Origin of the sequence: Parageobacillus thermantarcticus, assembly GCF_900111865.1 — a bacterium.
Classification (GTDB): Bacteria; Bacillota; Bacilli; order Bacillales; family Anoxybacillaceae; genus Parageobacillus; species Parageobacillus thermantarcticus.
The window spans coordinates 1-18,395 of record NZ_FOJS01000002.1; the positions used below are offsets into that span (position 1 = coordinate 1).

Here is an 18,395-nt window from a genome sequence, read left to right on the forward strand (position 1 = left end):
GTACCCATCGAGCTTCAGCTGGTCTTTCGCTTGTCGAAAAAAGCATTCGATCGACCAACGCTGGGCATAGTAGCGCAAGATCTCTTCATCGCTTAGCTCCCGGTCGGTGCTCAAGACGCAGTGAAGATGTTCGGGTGTCATCGGCTGATCGGCTTTCCAAGCGAGCAGCACTACGGCATCATCGAGACCTTTCAGCGCTCCCTCGTAGCGATACACGCGATAACGCTCTTCTCCCACCGTGACGAGATGGGTGTCGTTCGGTTCGATATAGCGGGCAAACTGTTTGGCTTGGATGGCGATGCCTTTCGGATAGAGAATCCGGTTCGTTTTGAGCATCGCGATGACGTGAAATCCTTTTTTTGTTTCGATGTAAATTTATGTTAGTGATTTTGCTCATCTACAGTTTTTATTGATTTTAACCATCTCCAAAAATTAGAAACTCCACCGTGAGATAGAACAGGTATTTCAAGTGGGTGAAAGAGTGACGGAGTGGAAACGATTACTGTATGTGTTATGTTGCAACCTTATTCATAACCTCCATCTTTAGTTTTGCAACGCCTTCATTAACATTAGAAAAAGTATTCTCGAACGATAAAAACTTAACTCACATCTCTTCCCCATAAACTATTTAACAGCAACATATAACACGTGAATATTACAGAAACGATTATAAAAACCATCGGTATCCATTTGAATGTTTCCGCTTTTCTAAAAGATATAATAAAAATAATAGTCGCAAAAAATGTAACAATATAAAATACAGAGAATAAAGCATATCGAGTAAAAGGGCCTAAGAACAAACTAAGTACTGAAAATTGAACAAGAAAGGCTAAAATGGAGATAGAAACCCACTTGAGATTCCCCTTTATTTTCCCAATGCTTATGATGGATAAAATGGTTGAACATAAAATCAGTAACGTAAGAAGCCATTCATACAGGAAAAACAAAGATTCGTTATAGACCGCAAATAAATGATCAACAACAGAAAGAGGTATGATCGCAAGTAGCAAAAGGATGTTTATTTTTATATATTTCACTTCTCCCATCTTCTCTCCCCCCTTATAACATAAGGTACCGTCAAAAATCGGTTGATCCAATATCTATAAGAAAAGAAAAAACGGCGCTGACCCGATAGCATAGGCCATTCGAGTCAGCGCCGATATCAATCGTGGTCCGATCGCGTACCGCTTCACCACGTGATGTTCAAGTTAAGCGGCGGCTTGGAAAGCACATCGGCCAGCTGTTGTTTAATATCGGCCAATGCTTCCGGTGACGCGGCTTCAGCACGCAGCACAAGGATCGGCTGCGTATTCGACGGACGCACCAATCCCCATCCGTCTTTGAACTGGATGCGGGCGCCATCCACATCGACAACTTCATGGCTGTTCGCAAACCGCCGTTTTACCGCAGCGATAGCTTCCGCCTTTTTCTCCTCCGGACAAGGCACGCGCGTCTCCGGAGTAGCATGATAGCTTGGGACGTCGGCAAACAGCTGCGACAGCTTGCGGTCATCGTTGGATAGTATGCGCAACAGCCGTCCCGCCGCGTACAAAGCATCATCATAACCGTAGAACTCGTCATTGAAGAACAGATGTCCGGACATCTCGCCGGCAAACGGAATTTCTGGACGGCTACGCAGCGTCGCTTTGATATGCGAATGACCTGTGCGATGGAAGAACGGTTTGCCACCAAGCCGTTCAATTTCCTCAACGAGCGCCTGCGAGCATTTAACCTCAACCGGCGCTTCGGCTCCCGGATAGCGGCGGAGAATCTCGCGCCAGAATAAAATCATCAATTGGTCGCCCCAGCGGATGTTTCCTGCTTCATCGACAACTCCCAGCCGGTCGCCATCTCCATCGAACGCCAAACCAATGTCTGCTTTTTCCCGTCGCACCGTATCAATCAAATCTTTCAAATTCTCCGGCACGACCGGATCTGGATGGTGATTAGGGAACGTCGGGTCAGATTCGCAATACAAAGGCACGACCTCGCATCCCCACGCCTCCAATGCTTTCGGAGCAATGATCGAAGCGGTTCCGTTACCGCAGTCAACCACTACTTTAAGCTTGCGCGCCCCTAGCTTGATTTTGCTTTCTAGCATCTTTAAGTAGGCTGGCTTGATGTCGAGCGCCTCCACGTATTCTTCTTTCCACGAATCGCTGCGGTTCACTCCTTGTGTTTGGCGAATCCGCTCCATTGTCCGCCGCAGTTCTTGGATGCGCTCACCGTAAATGGTCGTCTTATTCATCGCAATCTTAAATCCGTTTTCATCGCCAGGATTGTGGCTAGCGGTGACGACAATACCGCACGGCACGTTAGTGTGCTCGAGGCTGTAATAAAACATCGGGGTCGTCACTTGACCGATATCGATCACTCGGCACGATGCCTGGCTAAGCCCTGCAATCAGCGCACGATGCAATGTTGGGGAAGAGATGCGGTTGTCATGGCCGACCACTACCTTCTGCTCACCGGCTTGTTGGACCATCTCCGCAAACGCCAATCCTAACAAGTAGGCAAAATTCTCATCGAGATCCTCCCCAGCACGTCCACGAATGTCGTACTCCTTAAACACGTGTGTTGGTAGAACAGATTGTTGCTCCATCGAAAAATTCATCGTGAAACCACCTCCAATTGCAAGGATTGTGCCATGGCTTCCGTCAATAAATAGGAAAGTGTCGACTCAGCACCCCTGTTCGGATTCGGGCCATCCGGGTTAAGACCGTCACAGCAACTCCCGTCGCTCGGATCGGCAAGAGGAGTTCCAAGATCGTTATCGCCGTAAAACCAATTGCGACAGCGACGAACGACTTCACGGTACGTTTCGTCGCCCAACACCCGATAAGCCTCGCGGGCAGCCAAAGCCAGCTTCATCACGTCGACAGGCTGCTGATCCCAATCAGCACGCCGGTCGCTGCTACACCAACCGCGATTGCCGACAGGACGGATGACACCGTTGCTCCCACTCATCTTTGCCGTCAGAAAGTCGAGGCTCTCTTTCGCTACTTTTAACGTTTCATCACGTCCATGATACCGGTACGCCACAAAGAGAGCCCACGGCAGAAGTCCATTGGCGTAGGTGATTTGCGGCTCAAACCACCGCCAATGATCCGTCCGATGCGCGCGGTAAGCGGCGAGCAAACGCTGCTCAAAGACGTCCGCCAAATTGGTGAGGTCAGCCTCGGTGACACCAAAAGGCAAAGCCAAACCGTTATTTCGCTTGGACAACATCAAGCAGCAAGCCGCAAGTCCCCAAGCTTGGCCGCGCAAAAACTGCATCTCGCCGCTCACTGGAAGCGCTCGGCGAAAAATCTCGGCAACGACGCGGCGCCGTGCATCATCATCAAGGCTCACATACGCCGCTGCCGCCGCCCAAATGGATCGGCCCAAGCAGTCATCCGAGTGCGCTTCTGCTTCCGGCGTCCGGTCAAAATGAAAGTTGTTTTGAAACGTGCCGTCCTCTCTCTGTGCCCAGAGCAGAAAGGCTAAATACCGATCGAGCAGCCGGTATAGCCTCCGGCGTTCCCCAGATTCATCGTCTTCAAGCAAATCAAGCCACTCCACGCACGCCCAAATGGCGCGCGCATTATCATCGGTCGAGTATCCTTCACGACGGCGCGGAATGCGCCCAAGGCAATGTTCAATTAATCCCGTATCGTCGGTCAACCGTTCCAAGTGGTCAAACTTAACGGCTGCCGGAGACAACGGACTTCACCTCTCCTTCCAATCGTACTGCCGCTGTTTCCTCACCGCCCTTTTCTCCACAGATTTGTGCAAATAGTTGCACATATTGTTCACCAACGCGCGGCCAATGCGTCGCCTCACCAATCTTCCAAATCCGTTCCTCCCACTGCCGCAAAGCAGCTTCATCAGCCAACAACCGCCGCAGTTGTCGTTCCCATGCTTTTGTGTCGCCGTACGGCAATAATAGGTCTTCGCAACCGCGCAACAAATCGCGGGCATGTTCATATGGCGTTGTGAGGACTGGACGGCCCACGCCGACCGCATAAGCCAAAGTGCCGCTTGTAATTTGTTGCATTCCCGGATATGGGGTGACGTAAAGGTCGCATGCTGTCAAGTAGTCGACTAGTTCCTCTTCGCTGAAATAACGATTAATCATTTGCACATTATTTTCCAACCCAAGGCGGCGAACCATCTCCAGCAGCTCTTCACGATATGCTTCCCCTTCGCGTTTTTTCACTTCAGGGTGCGTCTGTCCGGCGATGACATACAGCGTCTCCGGTACTTCACGAACAACGCCTGGCAAAGCGGCAAGCACCGACTCGATGCCTTTTCCGCGATTAAGCAATCCAAACGTAAACATGACTTTGCGTCCTGCAAAGCCAAGGCGGCGGCGGAGGCGATCCCGTTCCTCGCGGCGCGGCACCGGCGCACCGTGCGGAATGTAGAAGATTTTGCTTTCCGACAAGTTAAACGCTCGAGTTAAATATGGAATCGCCTGACGGTTCATAACTACGATCGCATCGCTCGCAGCGGCGATTTGTTGCTGAATGTGGCGATAAGGCGGTTGAGGATCGGCAAAGATCGTGTGAAACGTTGTAACGAGCGGTTTTTTCAGCGCATGGATAAAATCGAGTATATATTCTCCCGCTTCGCCGCCAAAGATGCCAAACTCGTGCTGCAAAACGACTACCGAAACATCACTGTGATTGACTCTTTCCGCCATCCGAGCGTAAGCGGCGCGATCCTCTGCTGCTAGCGGCCAAAATTTCGGATCGTTCCGGTAAACCGAGTCGTCATCGTTCTCGTTATAAACTACAATCACTGGATCTACATCGCGCCGTTTGCCAGCGATACGCACGCTCTGAAGAAGATGTTCAGTAAACGTAGCAATGCCGCAACGGCGCGGCGGATATGTGCTGACGTAGGCAATCCGCTTCATGCCTGCATCACCTCTCCTGGTTGGTTAATAATTGAATTGTTGAACACTTCGCCGGCCGGCGCCACAGTTCGGTAGCCGAAAATGCTGTTGCTGAGACGGCTGTTGTCGCGCACAACCGAGTAGTCCCAAAGAATAGAGTTCGAACAATGCACGTGAGCGCCAATACGACAATGATCACCAATGACGGCGTATGGACCGATCACTGTTTGGTCACCTATTTTCACGTTATTTCCAATCAAAACCGGCGGTACTAAGAGGACACCAGCACCGAATTCGACGTCTTCCTCCGCCCAAACATCCGGCTGAATTTGACGTCCATGCATGGGCAGAGGAAACCGTCGGTTAAGCACATCCCAATGGACTTGGCGATAACGAGCTGGCGTCCCCATATCGCGCCAATAGCCGCTGCTGACCATGCCGTATACACCGGCACCTTCCTCAATCAAGCGCGGGAACGTTTCACGCTCAATAGAAACTTCACGCTGCGCCGGAATATAACGCATCACTTCCGGTTCAAAGATATACAATCCGGCATTGATTCGGTTGGACGGCGCTTCTTCCGGGCGCGGCTTCTCCACAAACCGCAAAATCCGTCCGCTATTGTCTTGTTCCACTACTCCGTATGATGAAGGATCTTCTACTTTCGTTAGTGCGATGGTGGCGATTCCGCCGTGCTGTCGATGAAAATCTAGGAGAGGAATCAACTGTGGCAAGTGAACGATGTCGGCGTTGACGACCAAAAACCGCTCATCAAGCAATTGCTCCGCATTCTTGATGGCTCCGGCCGTACCCATCGGGAACGGTTCAAGAGCGTACTCAATCTTCACTCCCCAACGTCGACCGTCTTCGAAATGCCGACGAATCACATCAGGGTAATGGTGTGCGGCTACGATAAACTGATCAACGCCTTGTTCACGCAGGTGAATGATGAGGTGTTCCAACCATGGACGATTTGCAATGGGTGCCATCGGTTTTGGCAAGTTTTCTGTTAATGGGCGTAGCCGTGTACCTAAACCTCCAGCTAGCAGCAATGCTTTCATTTTGCCATCCCTCCATGGTTTCCAATTTCGTAAAATTTGCTGATTATATTAACAGCCGAAACAACAGATGGAAGAATGAAAAATGAAAGATGAGAACTTTGGTTGTTAGCACTCAATATATCTGGTTGCTAATAATAAGTATACATAATGTTACCCGAAAATGGCAAGTAAAACGCTCTTACTATTGTGCGATATGCTCTCCTCCTCCCTACAAAATGATCGTACCTGCGCCGACATGCATCACCCATTGCTAGTCGAACGCAAAACGAGGGTGGCTAAAAGATGTCTCGCGGTATAATTTATAGATATAATATAATTGCTAACAATACGATTTACGCAAGATGGAGGAAGGTGAAGGACGCCATGTCTTATCCGCTCCCACCATACCGTGTAGGCATCGCCGGTGCAGGCGCTTTTGCTGCGTTCTTGGCCGGCGCGCTCGCGACATTGCCTGAATTTCAATTGACGGCTGTTGCCGGCCGTACTGACGAAAAACGCCAGCGCGTGCTGGCCGCCTATCGCCAACGTCAAGGGGATGTCGCTAGCCCGCGCGAGTACCGGGAAGCAGTCGAGCTTATTCGCGATCCGGATATCGACGTGGTGATTTTGTCGACGCCGCCCCATCTTCACGCTTCGCTCAGCAAACTTGCATTGATGCAAGGCAAACACGTGCTTTTGGAAAAACCAGGGGCGCTGACTGCAGCGGCGCTAAAAGACAATGCCGATCTCGCCACAAAGCAACGGCGTGCGTTCGCCGTCAACCTCGTCTTGCGCTACAACCCGCTGGTGGAAGCAGTCGAATGGATGATCCGCCACCGTCTATTGGGGCGTGTGTATCATGCCAGCCTCCACAACGCTGCACATCGCGTCACACCGGGACATTGGTTCTGGAACCGAAACCAAAGCGGCGGCATCTTTATCGAACATGGAGTTCATTTCTTTGAAGTCGGCAGACACTGGTTTGGCGAGCCTAAAGATGCGCACGGTTTTGCCATCACCGAGGCAAGCGGCGAACAATCGCGCGTGTGGGCGAGCGTGATTCACCTCGGCTGCATGCGTCGTGGCCATGCACGGGAAACGCAATTGCCTACAAAAGAATCAGGCTCCAAATCTTTGAACGAGTACGTACCAGTTCAGTATTACCATGGATTCACAATGGAGAAGGACGCTCCTGAGTCGACGCAGTGGGAAGTCCACTGCGCTCAAGGGCGGATTGTGCTCGAAGGCTGGATCCCTCAACGTCTGTACGTCGAGGGCATGCTCACAGAAGAACAGGCGAAGCAGATCGACGCCCTGCTTGACACCGTGCCGATGCAGCCAAGAGCGGACGCTTACGAACAAGTGCGAGCATGGGCCGCATCGCGATTGTCTTCCGATGCGCCTACGTCTGATCATCGATCCTCTTCTTTCATTTCCCGCCTGCCATATCGGCGGACGTTATCATTGTCTGATCGACAAGGATGGTACGAAGCGATGGCCCAAGCCCGCTTCTTGGACTTATGTCGGATGATCCAAGATCCGAACTGGAGCGGGTTAGTGACGCTTGATGACGCCATTGCTGACTTAGCTTTGGCTGAATCTTGCACTGCTTCAGAATCATGGCAGGAGGGCTAATCGCAGTACTCTTCGCCGAACAATCTATGATTCTCTCTACCATTCTTCATTGGGCATCATCCGAAAAAATTTGCTTGTCTGTCGCGCAAAAAAAGCCGCCAACCATCAGAAAACGATTGGTTGGCGGTTTCTAATTTTTATCATTCTGGCGCTAGAAATCGAAACATCGCTGCCTTCCTAAAAAACCGCTTTCTTTTTTTCATGGCAGCGAATAAGCACAAAGCTTTTTCCTCTTTCATTCTATCAGAAATCGGCATTGTTTTTCTTTTCAGAAAAGCAAAACAGCATCATTCATATCGTTATTTTATCCATTTCACACTATCTTTTTTCTCTTCATTGACTAACAGTTGAAATACATCCGGCCTTGAGTAGTGGCCGACCACATCAAAATCAAATTGACTATAGGCGATGTCACGCAAATCCAAATCAGCGATAAGAATGTCTTCCTTGCCATAGACAGGTTCCTGAACATAATTTCCCAATGGGCCGACGATCGCGCTTCCTCCAACGCACATCTCATGAGGGACTGACGCCAGTTCTTCATAGCAGGCTAAATCCGTAGGATACATATCCTTCGTGACATACTGATTGCAGGATAGCACGAAACATCTTCCTTCCGCGGCAATATGGCGAATCGTAGACTGCCAGAGTTCTCTAGCATCTGCCGTCGGCGCGATATAAATTTGGACTCCTTTGGCGTACATCGCAACTCTCGCCAACGGCATATAGTTTTCCCAACAAACGAGCGCCCCTATTCTTCCGTACGGCGTATCAAAAACAGGCAAAGTGCTTCCGTCCCCCTCCCCCCAAATGATTCGTTCAGAAGCTGTAGGTTTTAGCTTTCGGTGTTTTCCAAGCAAAGTGCCGTCTGGTCCAAAAAATAAAACACTGCAATAAAGAGTGCCTCTACTAAACTCGTTATCTCTCTCAACAACACCAATAACGAGATAGACTCCTGCCTTACGGGCTGCTTCTCCTAACATTTCGGTCGTTTCACTTGGCACAGTTACGGAATTTTCCCAGTAACGGAGCCAGTCTTTTCGCCCTTCTGGCGAACGGCTTCCAACCCTCGTTCCAAAAGTAAGCCCTCTTGGATACGCAGGAATAAAAGCTTCTGGAAATACGATGATATTCGCGCCTTTTTCAGCAGCTTGTTTCGTTAATGAAATCGCCTTTTCCGTACTTGCTGTTCGATCCATAATCACGGAAGCCGCTTGCACGACAGCTACGCGCACATGAGATTGTTTGTTCGCCATTTTAAACTCTCCTCTTTTTTATTGTTCTTTTTGTTAATTATTCTTCATTTCGAAAAATAATCCTTTATCGTTTTGAAAACATTATTTTTACTTTTCTGTAAATTTAACGGTAATATAACCATCTTTTTTTTCATTCAAAACAAGAAAAAAGAGGCACTAACTTTTGTCATGAAACAGTTAGTGCCTTCTATGGCCGATGGCGGCAAAGCGATATTCTCCATGCATGGATCAACGATGACGCGCATGCGATTAATTATGACCATTTTTCCCATTGCCCGTTGTCCGGGTCAATGGAAACTAAACGGAGCCATCCGTTTTGCACTTTTTGTCGGAAATGAGGATCGTCTTCGAGCAAGCGCTCGATATATTGCCGCGGCGCTTCGATGATGACGAGCAAGCGAAGCGGCGAATGGAACATTTCATGGTCGGACGCCATTACCGACTGCCACGGAAGCCCAGCAAGCAGGTCGCTCGCGTTTCCTTGCATGACTCCGATTCCCGCGGTGATCGTTTGCGTTGTTTTGCTGCCGCTTCCGTAGTAATGCGGAGCGACGGTCGATGCGTAATATTGCAAGTTGATCCATTGCGCAACAGTCACCGGACCGGCGATAATGTTTGCCAGCGACTCTTCAGACGGATCCTCGCGCCAGTCATAGCTATGCAAAAATACTTTTCCTTCTAAATCGCAATGCTTCGTTAGCTGACGGCGCCCAATAATAAACGCGGCATTCCCCGCGAGCCCCCATTCCGGACGGATTTCGCTCCAGTCTTCCGCGCGGCGGCGCGCCTCGGCAAGCGGATCTTTCGTTTTGCGGCCCAATCCCGGCAATTTCGCCAACCGCTCATTATTTGCGTTGCGGCTTACTTCTTCTAACTTTCCTTGCAACATCTCAAACGCGTTTTGCGCCGCTTCCGAAAGCGCCGGCACATACAGCCAGCGAAGCTCATCGACCGTTGTCAGATGCTCGGCTGCAACAAAAACGGTGTCTTCGGGAATAACGATGCCTTTCTTTGCAAGACCTTCGCGAACTTCTTTTCGGTTGCAAAGCGCGGCGAACACCCGTGCATTGAATCCTCCCGCTGCTCCGCCGCATGCGCCGCAATCAAGCGAAGAGGCGTAAGGATTGTTCGTCGTTTCGCTTTCATGACCGCAGACAACGACAAGCGGCGCAAAGCGGCTTGTAAGCCCCATTCCTTTTAGCAGGCGATAAACGTACCGCACTTTTTCTTCAGCGGAAAAACCTACAGGAAGATCCGCTGCTTCCAATGAAGATTCCCGATCAAGCGAAAGTTCTGTTTTCGGCTTTTGCGACCAATTGTCTAAAAACTGACGAAAGGCACGGCCCGCTCCGCTCGGTGCTACACTTCGGGCAAGGGTGTGCAAACCGAGCCACGGCCCGCTCATTTCTGGAAGCAACAAACTTGCCATCAAATGCTGTTTCATTTTTTTAAACGTATGGCTAAGCGAAAGCGGAACGCTACGCCGGCTGCGGTATTCTTTGATAGTTGCTGCTGATGCATATTCGCGAACTTCGTGCAACGGTTCTACGATCGCTGGACAAGAAGCGTGCGCATAGCCGCTGTCCAGCTCGCGCGTCTTGATAGGAAGGCCGAAAAAACCGGCGCACCCGTATGTTTCGAACGACCCTGCCTGCTCTAAATGGCGCCGGAAAGGCTCGGAACGAACATCGATACAAAAAATAAGCTGGGCGATCGCTTGTTTTTGCTCGTTGTTTGGAGAATCAAACGCAATCTTCTCCTTTAGCTGCGCCTCTTGCGTATCTTCCCACGCTTCTAGCCAAAGTTTGCCGCGAACAATCTTATCAAAGCGATCAGCCAAAGATAACCGCGCTTGCTGTTCCGCTTGTGGCAAGCGCATCCATTCTTCCGGCGTCAATCCTCCCCAATGCATCCAAGCCGCAAGAAGCGGAAGAAGAAGCGTTTCATCGTCCTCTTTGTATTGCGCAATTGGCAAATAAGGCGCAATCAACGCCCATTCGAGCGAAAGGCGAATGGCTAAATAATCCACAAGCAGCAAATGCGCTTGGCCGGACTGCTGCGAACGCCATTGTAGCATTCCTGCCCATCCCGGCAAGGAAAGAAGATGCGCTTCCAAATAGTCTTTCATCGCTTCATGCGGTATACCAAGCATCATTAACGCCTGACGCAATGCGTCTTCGGCATTTGCCGGCAAATCTTTCAAGCGTTTGCGCTGCTGTTTATTTAATGATGGGTCGTCGATCACCAGTTTCCGCCATGCGTAGTAAAACCCTTTTTCCCGATATGGAAGCGGCCATGAAGCTTGCGATTCATCTAAAAATAATTTGCACCATTTAATCATATGGTGGTCAAGCATACGCGCCCATTCCCCTTCTCCCTGTTGTTCAAGAAGAAGGCTTAGCGGTCGGATTGGTAAACGTGTTGCATCTTCGGGCAATCGCATGCCTTTTGCTTTCGCTGCCAAGCTTTTTAACTGCGGAGATGTTAACACTTGATTTGGAATTTCTTCATGCCAAAGCGCGGCGCGGCAAAAACGTTCCGCTTCCTCGCGCGGCAACGCCAGCGATTGCTCATCCAGCCAGCGCTGCAGCCGTATTTCCAAAAACTTTAGATTCAATTCCCCTTTCCGCTGAGCCGCTCGCAACATGGACATGCTTGGATAAATATCAATATTTTGCATTGCTTTTAAACGGCGCGCCACTTGCTCAAACGGAAGATTTTCTAGCCCCAGCCACGGATGGCGAGCGATAAACGTGGCAATCGGCCAAAGCGGGGCGATTGCTTTGCTGGCATTTTGAACAAGTTCGTCCACATCGATGACCGCCGCAGCATCTTCTGCCCGTTGCTTGCGTACGTTCGGACGTTCGAGCGATGCGATTGTCGTGTTCATCCATTAACGACCTCCTTCTGCAAATAATCGGCAAGATAACGCGGATGGCTTTCCATCGACTTTAAGCGCGGTTCGCCCATATGGACGAGCCACATATACAATCGCGCAAACACGTGAGATGAACGATGGGTGGAAAGCCATATGCTCGCCAATCCGCCGGCTGCTAGCATCAAGACAGCTGTCGCCTCCGTAGCAACGGAGATACTCGAATTAGGTGGCACCGTTTTATGCAAAAGCATCATCAGACCCCCATGCACCGCTCCAGAAGCGAAAGCCGCCCCTGCCAATACAAGCAGGCTAGTCATCCGTCCATTCTCAAAAGCAGCGAGCCGCTCCCACGCAAACGCCAGCGACCAGCCGAGAATAAGAGCGCTCAGCCATTTTGCGTTTTCTTCCGGCGACATAAGCAAAAACGTTACCCCTACGATAAGGCCGCCCACCGCTCCGGCAAACCGCCATGTTTTGGACAATCTTTGCGATAGACGGATCGTTTGATTCGGATGCGGCACGACTGAACCGGATTGCAAAAATAACGTTGCTTTAAACAAACCGTGCAACACTAAATGAATTACCGCCGCCACATAAGCGCCTAACGCACATTGAATGAGCATCAATCCCATTTGCGCCATCGTGGAGGCAACTAATTGCCGTTTGTAATCAACTTGCACGAAACTAATCCCAGTACCGATCAGCACCGAAATGGAAGCGAGAACAATCAGCAACATTTGTGATACATCGCCGTTGAATAGCGGAGAAAATCTTGTCAGCAAAAGACCGCCTGCATTGACCAATCCAGCGTGCATAACCGCGGAAATCGGCGTTGGCGTCACCGCGGATTCCAACAGCCAGCGCTGAAACGGCCATTGCCCCGCCGGGATGATCGCCGCCAAAACAAGCAGCACATTCAGCCCTGTTTTTTCCCACCATTCGAGATGGCGGATGCTTTCTGACGATAAAGCAAGCGACAGCCGCCAATGTCCCGTTGCGCTCCATAACCATAAACCAGCGACAAACAAGGCAAGCCAGCTTAATGAAAATACGGCGGCCATGCGCGCCGCTGTCATTCGCGCCGGACGCCATTCTTTTTTTAACCGTGTTAGTTGTGTCAGCCCCAATAACGGCAAGCCCCAAAAGAGAATAAGCAAACGAATATCGTTGCCTAGCCATGTCAGCGCCGCGGCGCTAACGGTAAACGTAAGCAGTGTAAAATACTTTCGATACGCGCGGTCGCCATGCAAATAATGAAGGCAAAAGCGCTCGATGATCCAGCCGAGCGTCAAAATAAACAGCGCCATAAACCAGCCGAGCATATCGGAACGCCATAATCCAACTACAGCGTGATGATTAGCAAAAATCAGCCCTGCTAACGCCACGGCGATCGGCAACAGCATCATTCCTACGTGCACCCGCACATAGCTTAGCGGCACACGCCGATCCAACAGCAATAAAGAACTGATAAGAACCATTCCTACCGCTGCGAATAACAAGATGAACCAAACCAACCCAAATCCCCCTCTCTTTTCCGCAACAAAAAAACCGGCTATGTCACCTTCATCCATCGTGCTTCCTTTTTAAAAGGACACACGAATGGCATCGAGTGTACATAGCCGGTTTATCTTCAACGAGCCTATAAGGCCTTTTGAAGATCTACCAAATTGTACATATTCCACTATTCGGTTTACTTTCAACCACTCCGCCACAAACGGACTGTTTGAAAGTCTACCGAACTGCAGAAAATTCAAATTTTATTTGTATGTTATTTAATCTAATATGGAAACATATTGTTTGTCAATACTTTTCCGCTCTTGTTCTAAGTTTTTCACTTTTGCCACAGAAACAAACGATGACCGCCACACGCTAATGCATGCAATCTGCCGCATAGCGGATGAAAAAAATCGGTAAAAAAGCTGGCGGCATTGCAACCAGAAGCGGCTGTTACAGGACATGGAGCGCCAGTATCAGGGAAAAAGCTTCGAAAAGGGGTTGGCAAAGCTAGCGCGCGATTTTGACCGCATCGCCGTGCCGGATTACGGAAAATACGTTCATTAACGGATCCGCCTCCTGCAAACAGACAGGAGGCGCTACTTTTATTAGTGATATGCGTAATTAAATAACACATACGCTGCAACGAGCACTCGTTCCCATTCTTCGTATCCTTCGTTTACGCGAAACGTATAGCGCCAGCGCAGCTGCCGCGGACGTTTCCCTTCCGCAATCAATTTTCCATCTAACCACACTTCTGTGCGAGAAACCAATTCCGGTGACTGAAAAAACAACGTTTTTCCCTGTATCTCCACAATCATCCGCTCGCGCAGTTTCAATTTGTTTCTCCATGAATAATCCGTACGCGCAACTGCGACAACCGCGCCGTTTTGCACAATATGCCATACATCATTCACACGAAACAACTTTTCACGCTGCTCTATGATTTGTATAGACGTTCCGTCGGCAAATGCAAAAGACAAATTTAAATACCACTGATTTTGATCGGACAAAATGCTATTGGCAATACGCTGCCATGGACATGGAAAGAAGCGCCAAAACTCCCCCATCTTTTTGGTTCCCTTAAACAAACGCTTTTTTCCCGTCCAAAATCGTTCCGCTATATGCGTATGCCAAACATCTTCGTCCTCCGCTTCTTCATACCTAGCATCAAGTCGATTAAGCCATCGTTCGATTCCCCAAATCAACAGGGCGCCGCCTAAAAAACAAGAAGCAATAAGCAACTGCTTCCACTCCCATTCTCCTAAAACGAAAAAACGCAAAGCGATTCCAATCGATGCAGCGGCGAAAAACAACAGCAGCTTTTCCAAAATGTTCCTCCCCCCTCGAAATGGTGGCAGACGAAAGGCAAATGATTTTACAATTTATTTATTTTATTATTTAATAATTAATATAAAAAATGTCGTTAAAGGAGTGAGTTTATGTCCATTTACAATTATGAAGTGAAAAAACCGAACGGAGAAACGGTTTCTTTATCTGATTACAAAGGGAAAGTGTTGCTCATTGTGAATACAGCGAGCCGCTGCGGATTTACACCACAATTCCAAGATTTGCAAAAATTATATGAAAAATATCATGAACATGGCTTTGAAATTCTCGGTTTTCCGTGCAATCAGTTTGGCGGGCAAGAGCCGGGAAGCAGCCAAGATGCCGTTGCTTTCTGCCAACGAAATTACGGAGTGACTTTTCCTATTTTTGCTAAAATTGAAGTAAACGGCGATAACGCCCACCCATTATTTCAATATTTGAAAAAAGAAGCCCCATTCAAAGGGTTTGATGAAACAAGCGCGAACGGAAAAATTCTAAAACTGATGATTATGGAAAAAAACCCGGAATGGTTGGTTGGGGATGAAATCAAATGGAACTTCACCAAATTTCTCATTGATCGTAACGGTAAAGTAGTTCGCCGATACGAACCAATTGAAGAGCCGATCGACTTTGAACAAGACGTCGCAGCGCTTGTCAACGCATAAAAAAGCACAGGTGTTTCCATTATTCGCCGAAAAAAACAGCCCACTTTTGTGGGCGCAAACGGCGAATATCGCCGCCTCATTAACTGTCGGCGTGTTAGGTTAGCACACGACCCTCTCACAGTAAACAGAAATATCTCCATCTCGATTCCCGATCGATTACTAAGTAATTTTCGATCCCGTCCAGTAAACTAGATTGTGGAAAATAAAATCGCGTGTTGTTTTTGCTACCATTCCGGGACTTCATTTTCCCGACCAACGAAGCAAGGCTTTTTATCCGCAAGAGATTCCTAGGTGTGTTTCAACAAAAAAAGTCCGGATTCCTTTTCAATCACATTTGTAGCGGCTGCTTGATAACTTGCTGCCAAAGGTTTAACGGCTAAAATCTCCCCGACTTGAAAATCGAATATAACAGCCATACAAACATCAGTGTCGCTACGCCAAAACCAATCTCGATCGCCGGGATTTTCCACAACAATGTAGATTGCCTTCCCATCGAAGAACCGATAATAATCCCCACCATAATAATGCTGAAAGACAATAAAACAATGCTAAACGATAAGCGATTGCTGATTTGATCTAATTTTTTCAAAAAATGGTCCAGCTCAGGGACGTCGATCTCAAGATGAAGTTTTCCTTGTTTGATTAAAGAAGTTAATTCTTTCATGTTCTTTGGAAAGCCAATCAGCATTTCTCCATAATCGGAAACGCGTTTCCATACGACTTCCGCTACGTTTTTCGGGCGCAATCGCTCTTTTAACAGCTGACGCCCGAACGGTTCGGCAATATCGAGGATGCTGAAATCAGGATCAAGTTTTTCCACCATTCCTTCCACCGTCAGCAACGTTTTTCCTAATAACGTTAAATCTCTAGGAATGCGGATGGAGTGGCGAAACGCTACGCGGAACAGGTCGTTGACAGCTTCGCCAAGACTGATTTTGCTTAACGGAACATGGTAATATTTTTCTCTTAACTGTTCTACATCATCGCGCAGCTGCATCAAATTCACATCATCCGGCACCAATCCCATTTGGCAAATCGATTTAATGACCCCATCTGTACTTTGCTGCATTAGAGCAATAACCAATGAAGAAAAATGATATTTCATCTCAGGATTCAGCCGCCCTACCATTCCGAAATCGATAAACGCGATCACTTCTCTAGGCAGCACCAACACATTTCCGGGGTGGGGATCCCCATGGAAAAAGCCTTCGATAAAAATTTGCTGAAAGATCGCCTTCGCTAGACGCTCCGCCAGCTTTTTCAGATTATAGCCATTTTGCTTCAGTCGCTCTAGTTCATTGAATTTGACGCCTTCCACATATTCCATCGTTAATACCTTTTTGGTGGAATACTCCCAAAACACTTTCGGAATATAGATGTTCGGGTCATTTTTGAACTGATTCGAGATTTTCTCGGCGTTGCGCGCTTCGATCGTATAATCAAGTTCTGCTCGCAGAGAACGCGAAAATTCATCGACCATATCGCGAATTTGATACCGTGCGGCCCATTCAAGCCGACGTTCAGCAAGAATAGCTAAATCTTGAAGAATTTCCAAGTCTGTCTCAATCATGTTGGCGATGTTCGGACGTTGAATTTTGACAGCCACTCTTTCACCTGAATGCAAGATCGCCTGATGAACTTGCCCGATCGAAGCGGCGGCGAGTGGAACATCCGCAAACTGGCGAAAAATTTTATTTAAGTCATCCCCTAATTCTTGCTGAACGATGTTGCGCACTTCTTCAAAAGAAAAAGGTGGAACTTGATCTTGTAATTTTTCCAATTCACGGATAATCTCTTCCGGAAGCAAATCGGGGCGCGTACTTGCGATTTGCCCCAATTTCACGAAGGTCGGACCTAATTCTTGCAGAACAAGCCTAATTCGTTCGCCAGTGGTTTTTGCCTCTTTTTCTTTCGCATCAAAAAACATCTTTTGCGGGAGGGAGAGGAACGGAGCGAATCCTATTTCTTCGACTACGATTCCAAATCCATGACGAATCAACGCAATGGCAATGTCACGGTAACGGCTCATATGGCGCATCCTTTTCCCAACCATCCATCCGCCCTCCTTTAATGGCAAGAACCTTTTTAAACTTCCTTCGTCTATTCGTCACTTTTTTCTAAATTCTCAATTCGCTGTTCCAATTTTCGAATATCCTCTTTTGTCGCCAAATCCAGTTTGTCCACCATTTGTTTGAGCTGTTCGTGCACAATACGCTGCAATTCCGCTTTTCTTTCTTCCTTTTGCCGAATCCACTGATCCATAATATCCTTCGCCTCTTCCAAAGATAATTCCCCTTTTTTCACCAACTCATCGACAAACTTTTCTACTTGTTCCTTACCTATCACAGCCAAACCGAGACCAAATGCCAACCATTTTTTCATAAAAGCCATTTTTCCATATCCTCCTCATATTTGTTTTTATTTAGTTAATTTTATCATCTCATAAAATCGGCACCACTTGCAACAAACTGAATGTCATTACTTTCGCACCAACATAAAACATTTCTGGAAATTTACTATTACTCAATGCTCGATATAGTGAAATGGTGCCAACAAACACGATCTAGCTTGGGAGTTTGGAATATTTTTATCAGCATCTCCATTCTCCCGCCATTTGCAAAAATAAACAATATGTACGCACCAAAAGCACCCGAACCTATCTTTCGCTTCTTTTCTTCTCTCTCACAGAAAAACGGATAATTTTCTTGTCATGACAAACGAAGTATGAGTATAATAAAATTGATGGCATAAAATAAAACGGACATTGGCGGCAACCAATGTCCCATCGATACACAGCTTACTGCAAGAAGTGCAGTGGCCCGAAAATTTTGGGAGAGTAACCTACCCTAACTTGGGCCTAGCAGGGTGGGTTACTTTTTATCTTTAGAAACAGCGATTACTGCTACAATCAAAGATGCAAAAGAAATCATTAATGTCAATGCATCTGTAACAGTAATCATCAGCAGCACCCCCTCTCTTCAAGGGAGTAGCCACTGCCCACCCTGCATGCAGCTGTGCATGTTTATTATATCATAAATTCCAGAAAACACGAATATATATTCGTATTTTTAATATAAGGCAGGCACTGCTTTCAATTGCAAAATTATTGTACCGTAGACCCCGACCAACATGAAAAAATTTGCGAACTGGCCATATACTTATCTGCATCATTCAACGATTTGCCATAACTGCCTCAAAATGATAAGCAACAAGAAACTT

13 protein-coding genes and 3 pseudogenes are annotated in these 18,395 nt (G+C 48.0%); 3 read left to right on the forward strand and 13 right to left on the reverse strand.

All coding sequences use genetic code 11. The annotated features are described in order from the left end of the window. The 6 genes and pseudogenes from BM278_RS02060 to BM278_RS02085 all read right to left on the reverse strand — a co-directional run. Nucleotides 1-360: pseudogene (locus BM278_RS02060) on the reverse strand (transposase); the annotation flags it as partial. A 239-nt stretch (nucleotides 361-599) separates the two neighbouring features. Next, complete coding sequence (locus tag BM278_RS02065; RefSeq protein ID WP_090947752.1) at nucleotides 600-1,046, reverse strand: hypothetical protein; 447 nt, start codon at nucleotides 1,044-1,046, stop codon at nucleotides 600-602. 143 nt (nucleotides 1,047-1,189) lie between these two features. After that, nucleotides 1,190-2,614, reverse strand: coding sequence for a phosphomannomutase/phosphoglucomutase (locus tag BM278_RS02070; protein WP_090947753.1), 1,425 nt, complete (start codon nucleotides 2,612-2,614; stop codon nucleotides 1,190-1,192). Then, nucleotides 2,565-3,702: pseudogene (locus tag BM278_RS02075) on the reverse strand (glycoside hydrolase family protein). Before BM278_RS02075 ends, BM278_RS02070 begins: the two are co-directional and overlap by 50 nt. Beyond that, on the reverse strand, nucleotides 3,683-4,900 hold the full coding sequence (locus tag BM278_RS02080; RefSeq protein WP_090947755.1) for a glycosyltransferase family 4 protein: 1,218 nt from the start codon (nucleotides 4,898-4,900) through the stop codon (nucleotides 3,683-3,685). Before BM278_RS02080 ends, BM278_RS02075 begins: the two are co-directional and overlap by 20 nt. After that, nucleotides 4,897-5,940 carry a nucleotidyltransferase family protein gene (locus BM278_RS02085; RefSeq protein ID WP_090947756.1) on the reverse strand — a complete coding sequence of 348 codons (1,044 nt, stop codon included), beginning with the start codon at nucleotides 5,938-5,940 and terminating at the stop codon, nucleotides 4,897-4,899. Before BM278_RS02085 ends, BM278_RS02080 begins: the two co-directional genes overlap by 4 nt. Before the next feature lie 363 nt (nucleotides 5,941-6,303). Between BM278_RS02085 and BM278_RS02090 the strand changes: the two genes are divergently transcribed. Continuing rightward, nucleotides 6,304-7,554, forward strand: coding sequence for a Gfo/Idh/MocA family protein (locus BM278_RS02090; protein WP_090947757.1), 1,251 nt, complete (start codon nucleotides 6,304-6,306; stop codon nucleotides 7,552-7,554). 299 nt (nucleotides 7,555-7,853) lie between these two features. On the opposite strand, the gene BM278_RS02095 is transcribed toward BM278_RS02090, so the two are convergent. The 3 genes from BM278_RS02095 to BM278_RS02105 form a co-directional block, all read right to left on the reverse strand. After that, nucleotides 7,854-8,810 carry a carbon-nitrogen hydrolase family protein gene (locus BM278_RS02095; protein WP_090947758.1) on the reverse strand — a complete coding sequence of 319 codons (957 nt, stop codon included), beginning with the start codon at nucleotides 8,808-8,810 and terminating at the stop codon, nucleotides 7,854-7,856. A 253-nt stretch (nucleotides 8,811-9,063) separates the two neighbouring features. After that, nucleotides 9,064-11,700: a DUF2309 domain-containing protein gene (locus tag BM278_RS02100; RefSeq protein ID WP_090947759.1), complete on the reverse strand. Its 2,637-nt coding sequence runs from the start codon at nucleotides 11,698-11,700 to the stop codon at nucleotides 9,064-9,066. Next, a complete protein-coding gene (locus BM278_RS02105; protein ID WP_425272955.1) occupies nucleotides 11,697-13,259 on the reverse strand; it encodes an NADH dehydrogenase subunit 5 in 1,563 nt (520 codons plus the stop codon). The genes BM278_RS02100 and BM278_RS02105 overlap by 4 nt, the downstream gene beginning before the upstream one ends. A gap of 330 nt (nucleotides 13,260-13,589) precedes the next feature. Here BM278_RS02105 and BM278_RS02110 point away from each other — a divergent pair. Then, nucleotides 13,590-13,749, forward strand: a pseudogene (locus tag BM278_RS02110) (MBL fold metallo-hydrolase); the annotation flags it as partial. A 41-nt stretch (nucleotides 13,750-13,790) separates the two neighbouring features. Here BM278_RS02110 and BM278_RS02115 read toward each other — a convergent pair. Then, a complete protein-coding gene (locus tag BM278_RS02115; protein ID WP_090947760.1) occupies nucleotides 13,791-14,513 on the reverse strand; it encodes a hypothetical protein in 723 nt (240 codons plus the stop codon). 111 nt (nucleotides 14,514-14,624) lie between these two features. Here BM278_RS02115 and BM278_RS02120 point away from each other — a divergent pair, with 111 nt between their 5' ends. Further along, nucleotides 14,625-15,176, forward strand: coding sequence for a glutathione peroxidase (locus BM278_RS02120; protein WP_090947761.1), 552 nt, complete (start codon nucleotides 14,625-14,627; stop codon nucleotides 15,174-15,176). Between the two features lie 376 nt (nucleotides 15,177-15,552). On the opposite strand, the gene ubiB is transcribed toward BM278_RS02120, so the two are convergent. From ubiB to BM278_RS19085, 3 genes are all read right to left on the reverse strand, one after another. Next, nucleotides 15,553-17,229: a 2-polyprenylphenol 6-hydroxylase gene (gene ubiB, locus BM278_RS02125; RefSeq protein WP_090947762.1), complete on the reverse strand. Its 1,677-nt coding sequence runs from the start codon at nucleotides 17,227-17,229 to the stop codon at nucleotides 15,553-15,555. Nucleotides 17,230-17,276: 47 nt separating this feature from the next. After that, nucleotides 17,277-17,567 (reverse strand): phasin family protein, encoded by a 291-nt coding sequence (locus tag BM278_RS02130; protein ID WP_090947763.1) that lies wholly within the window; start codon nucleotides 17,565-17,567, stop codon nucleotides 17,277-17,279. 479 nt (nucleotides 17,568-18,046) lie between these two features. Continuing rightward, nucleotides 18,047-18,136 (reverse strand): putative holin-like toxin, encoded by a 90-nt coding sequence (locus BM278_RS19085; RefSeq protein WP_244151067.1) that lies wholly within the window; start codon nucleotides 18,134-18,136, stop codon nucleotides 18,047-18,049. Between the last annotated feature and the right edge of the window lie 259 nt (nucleotides 18,137-18,395).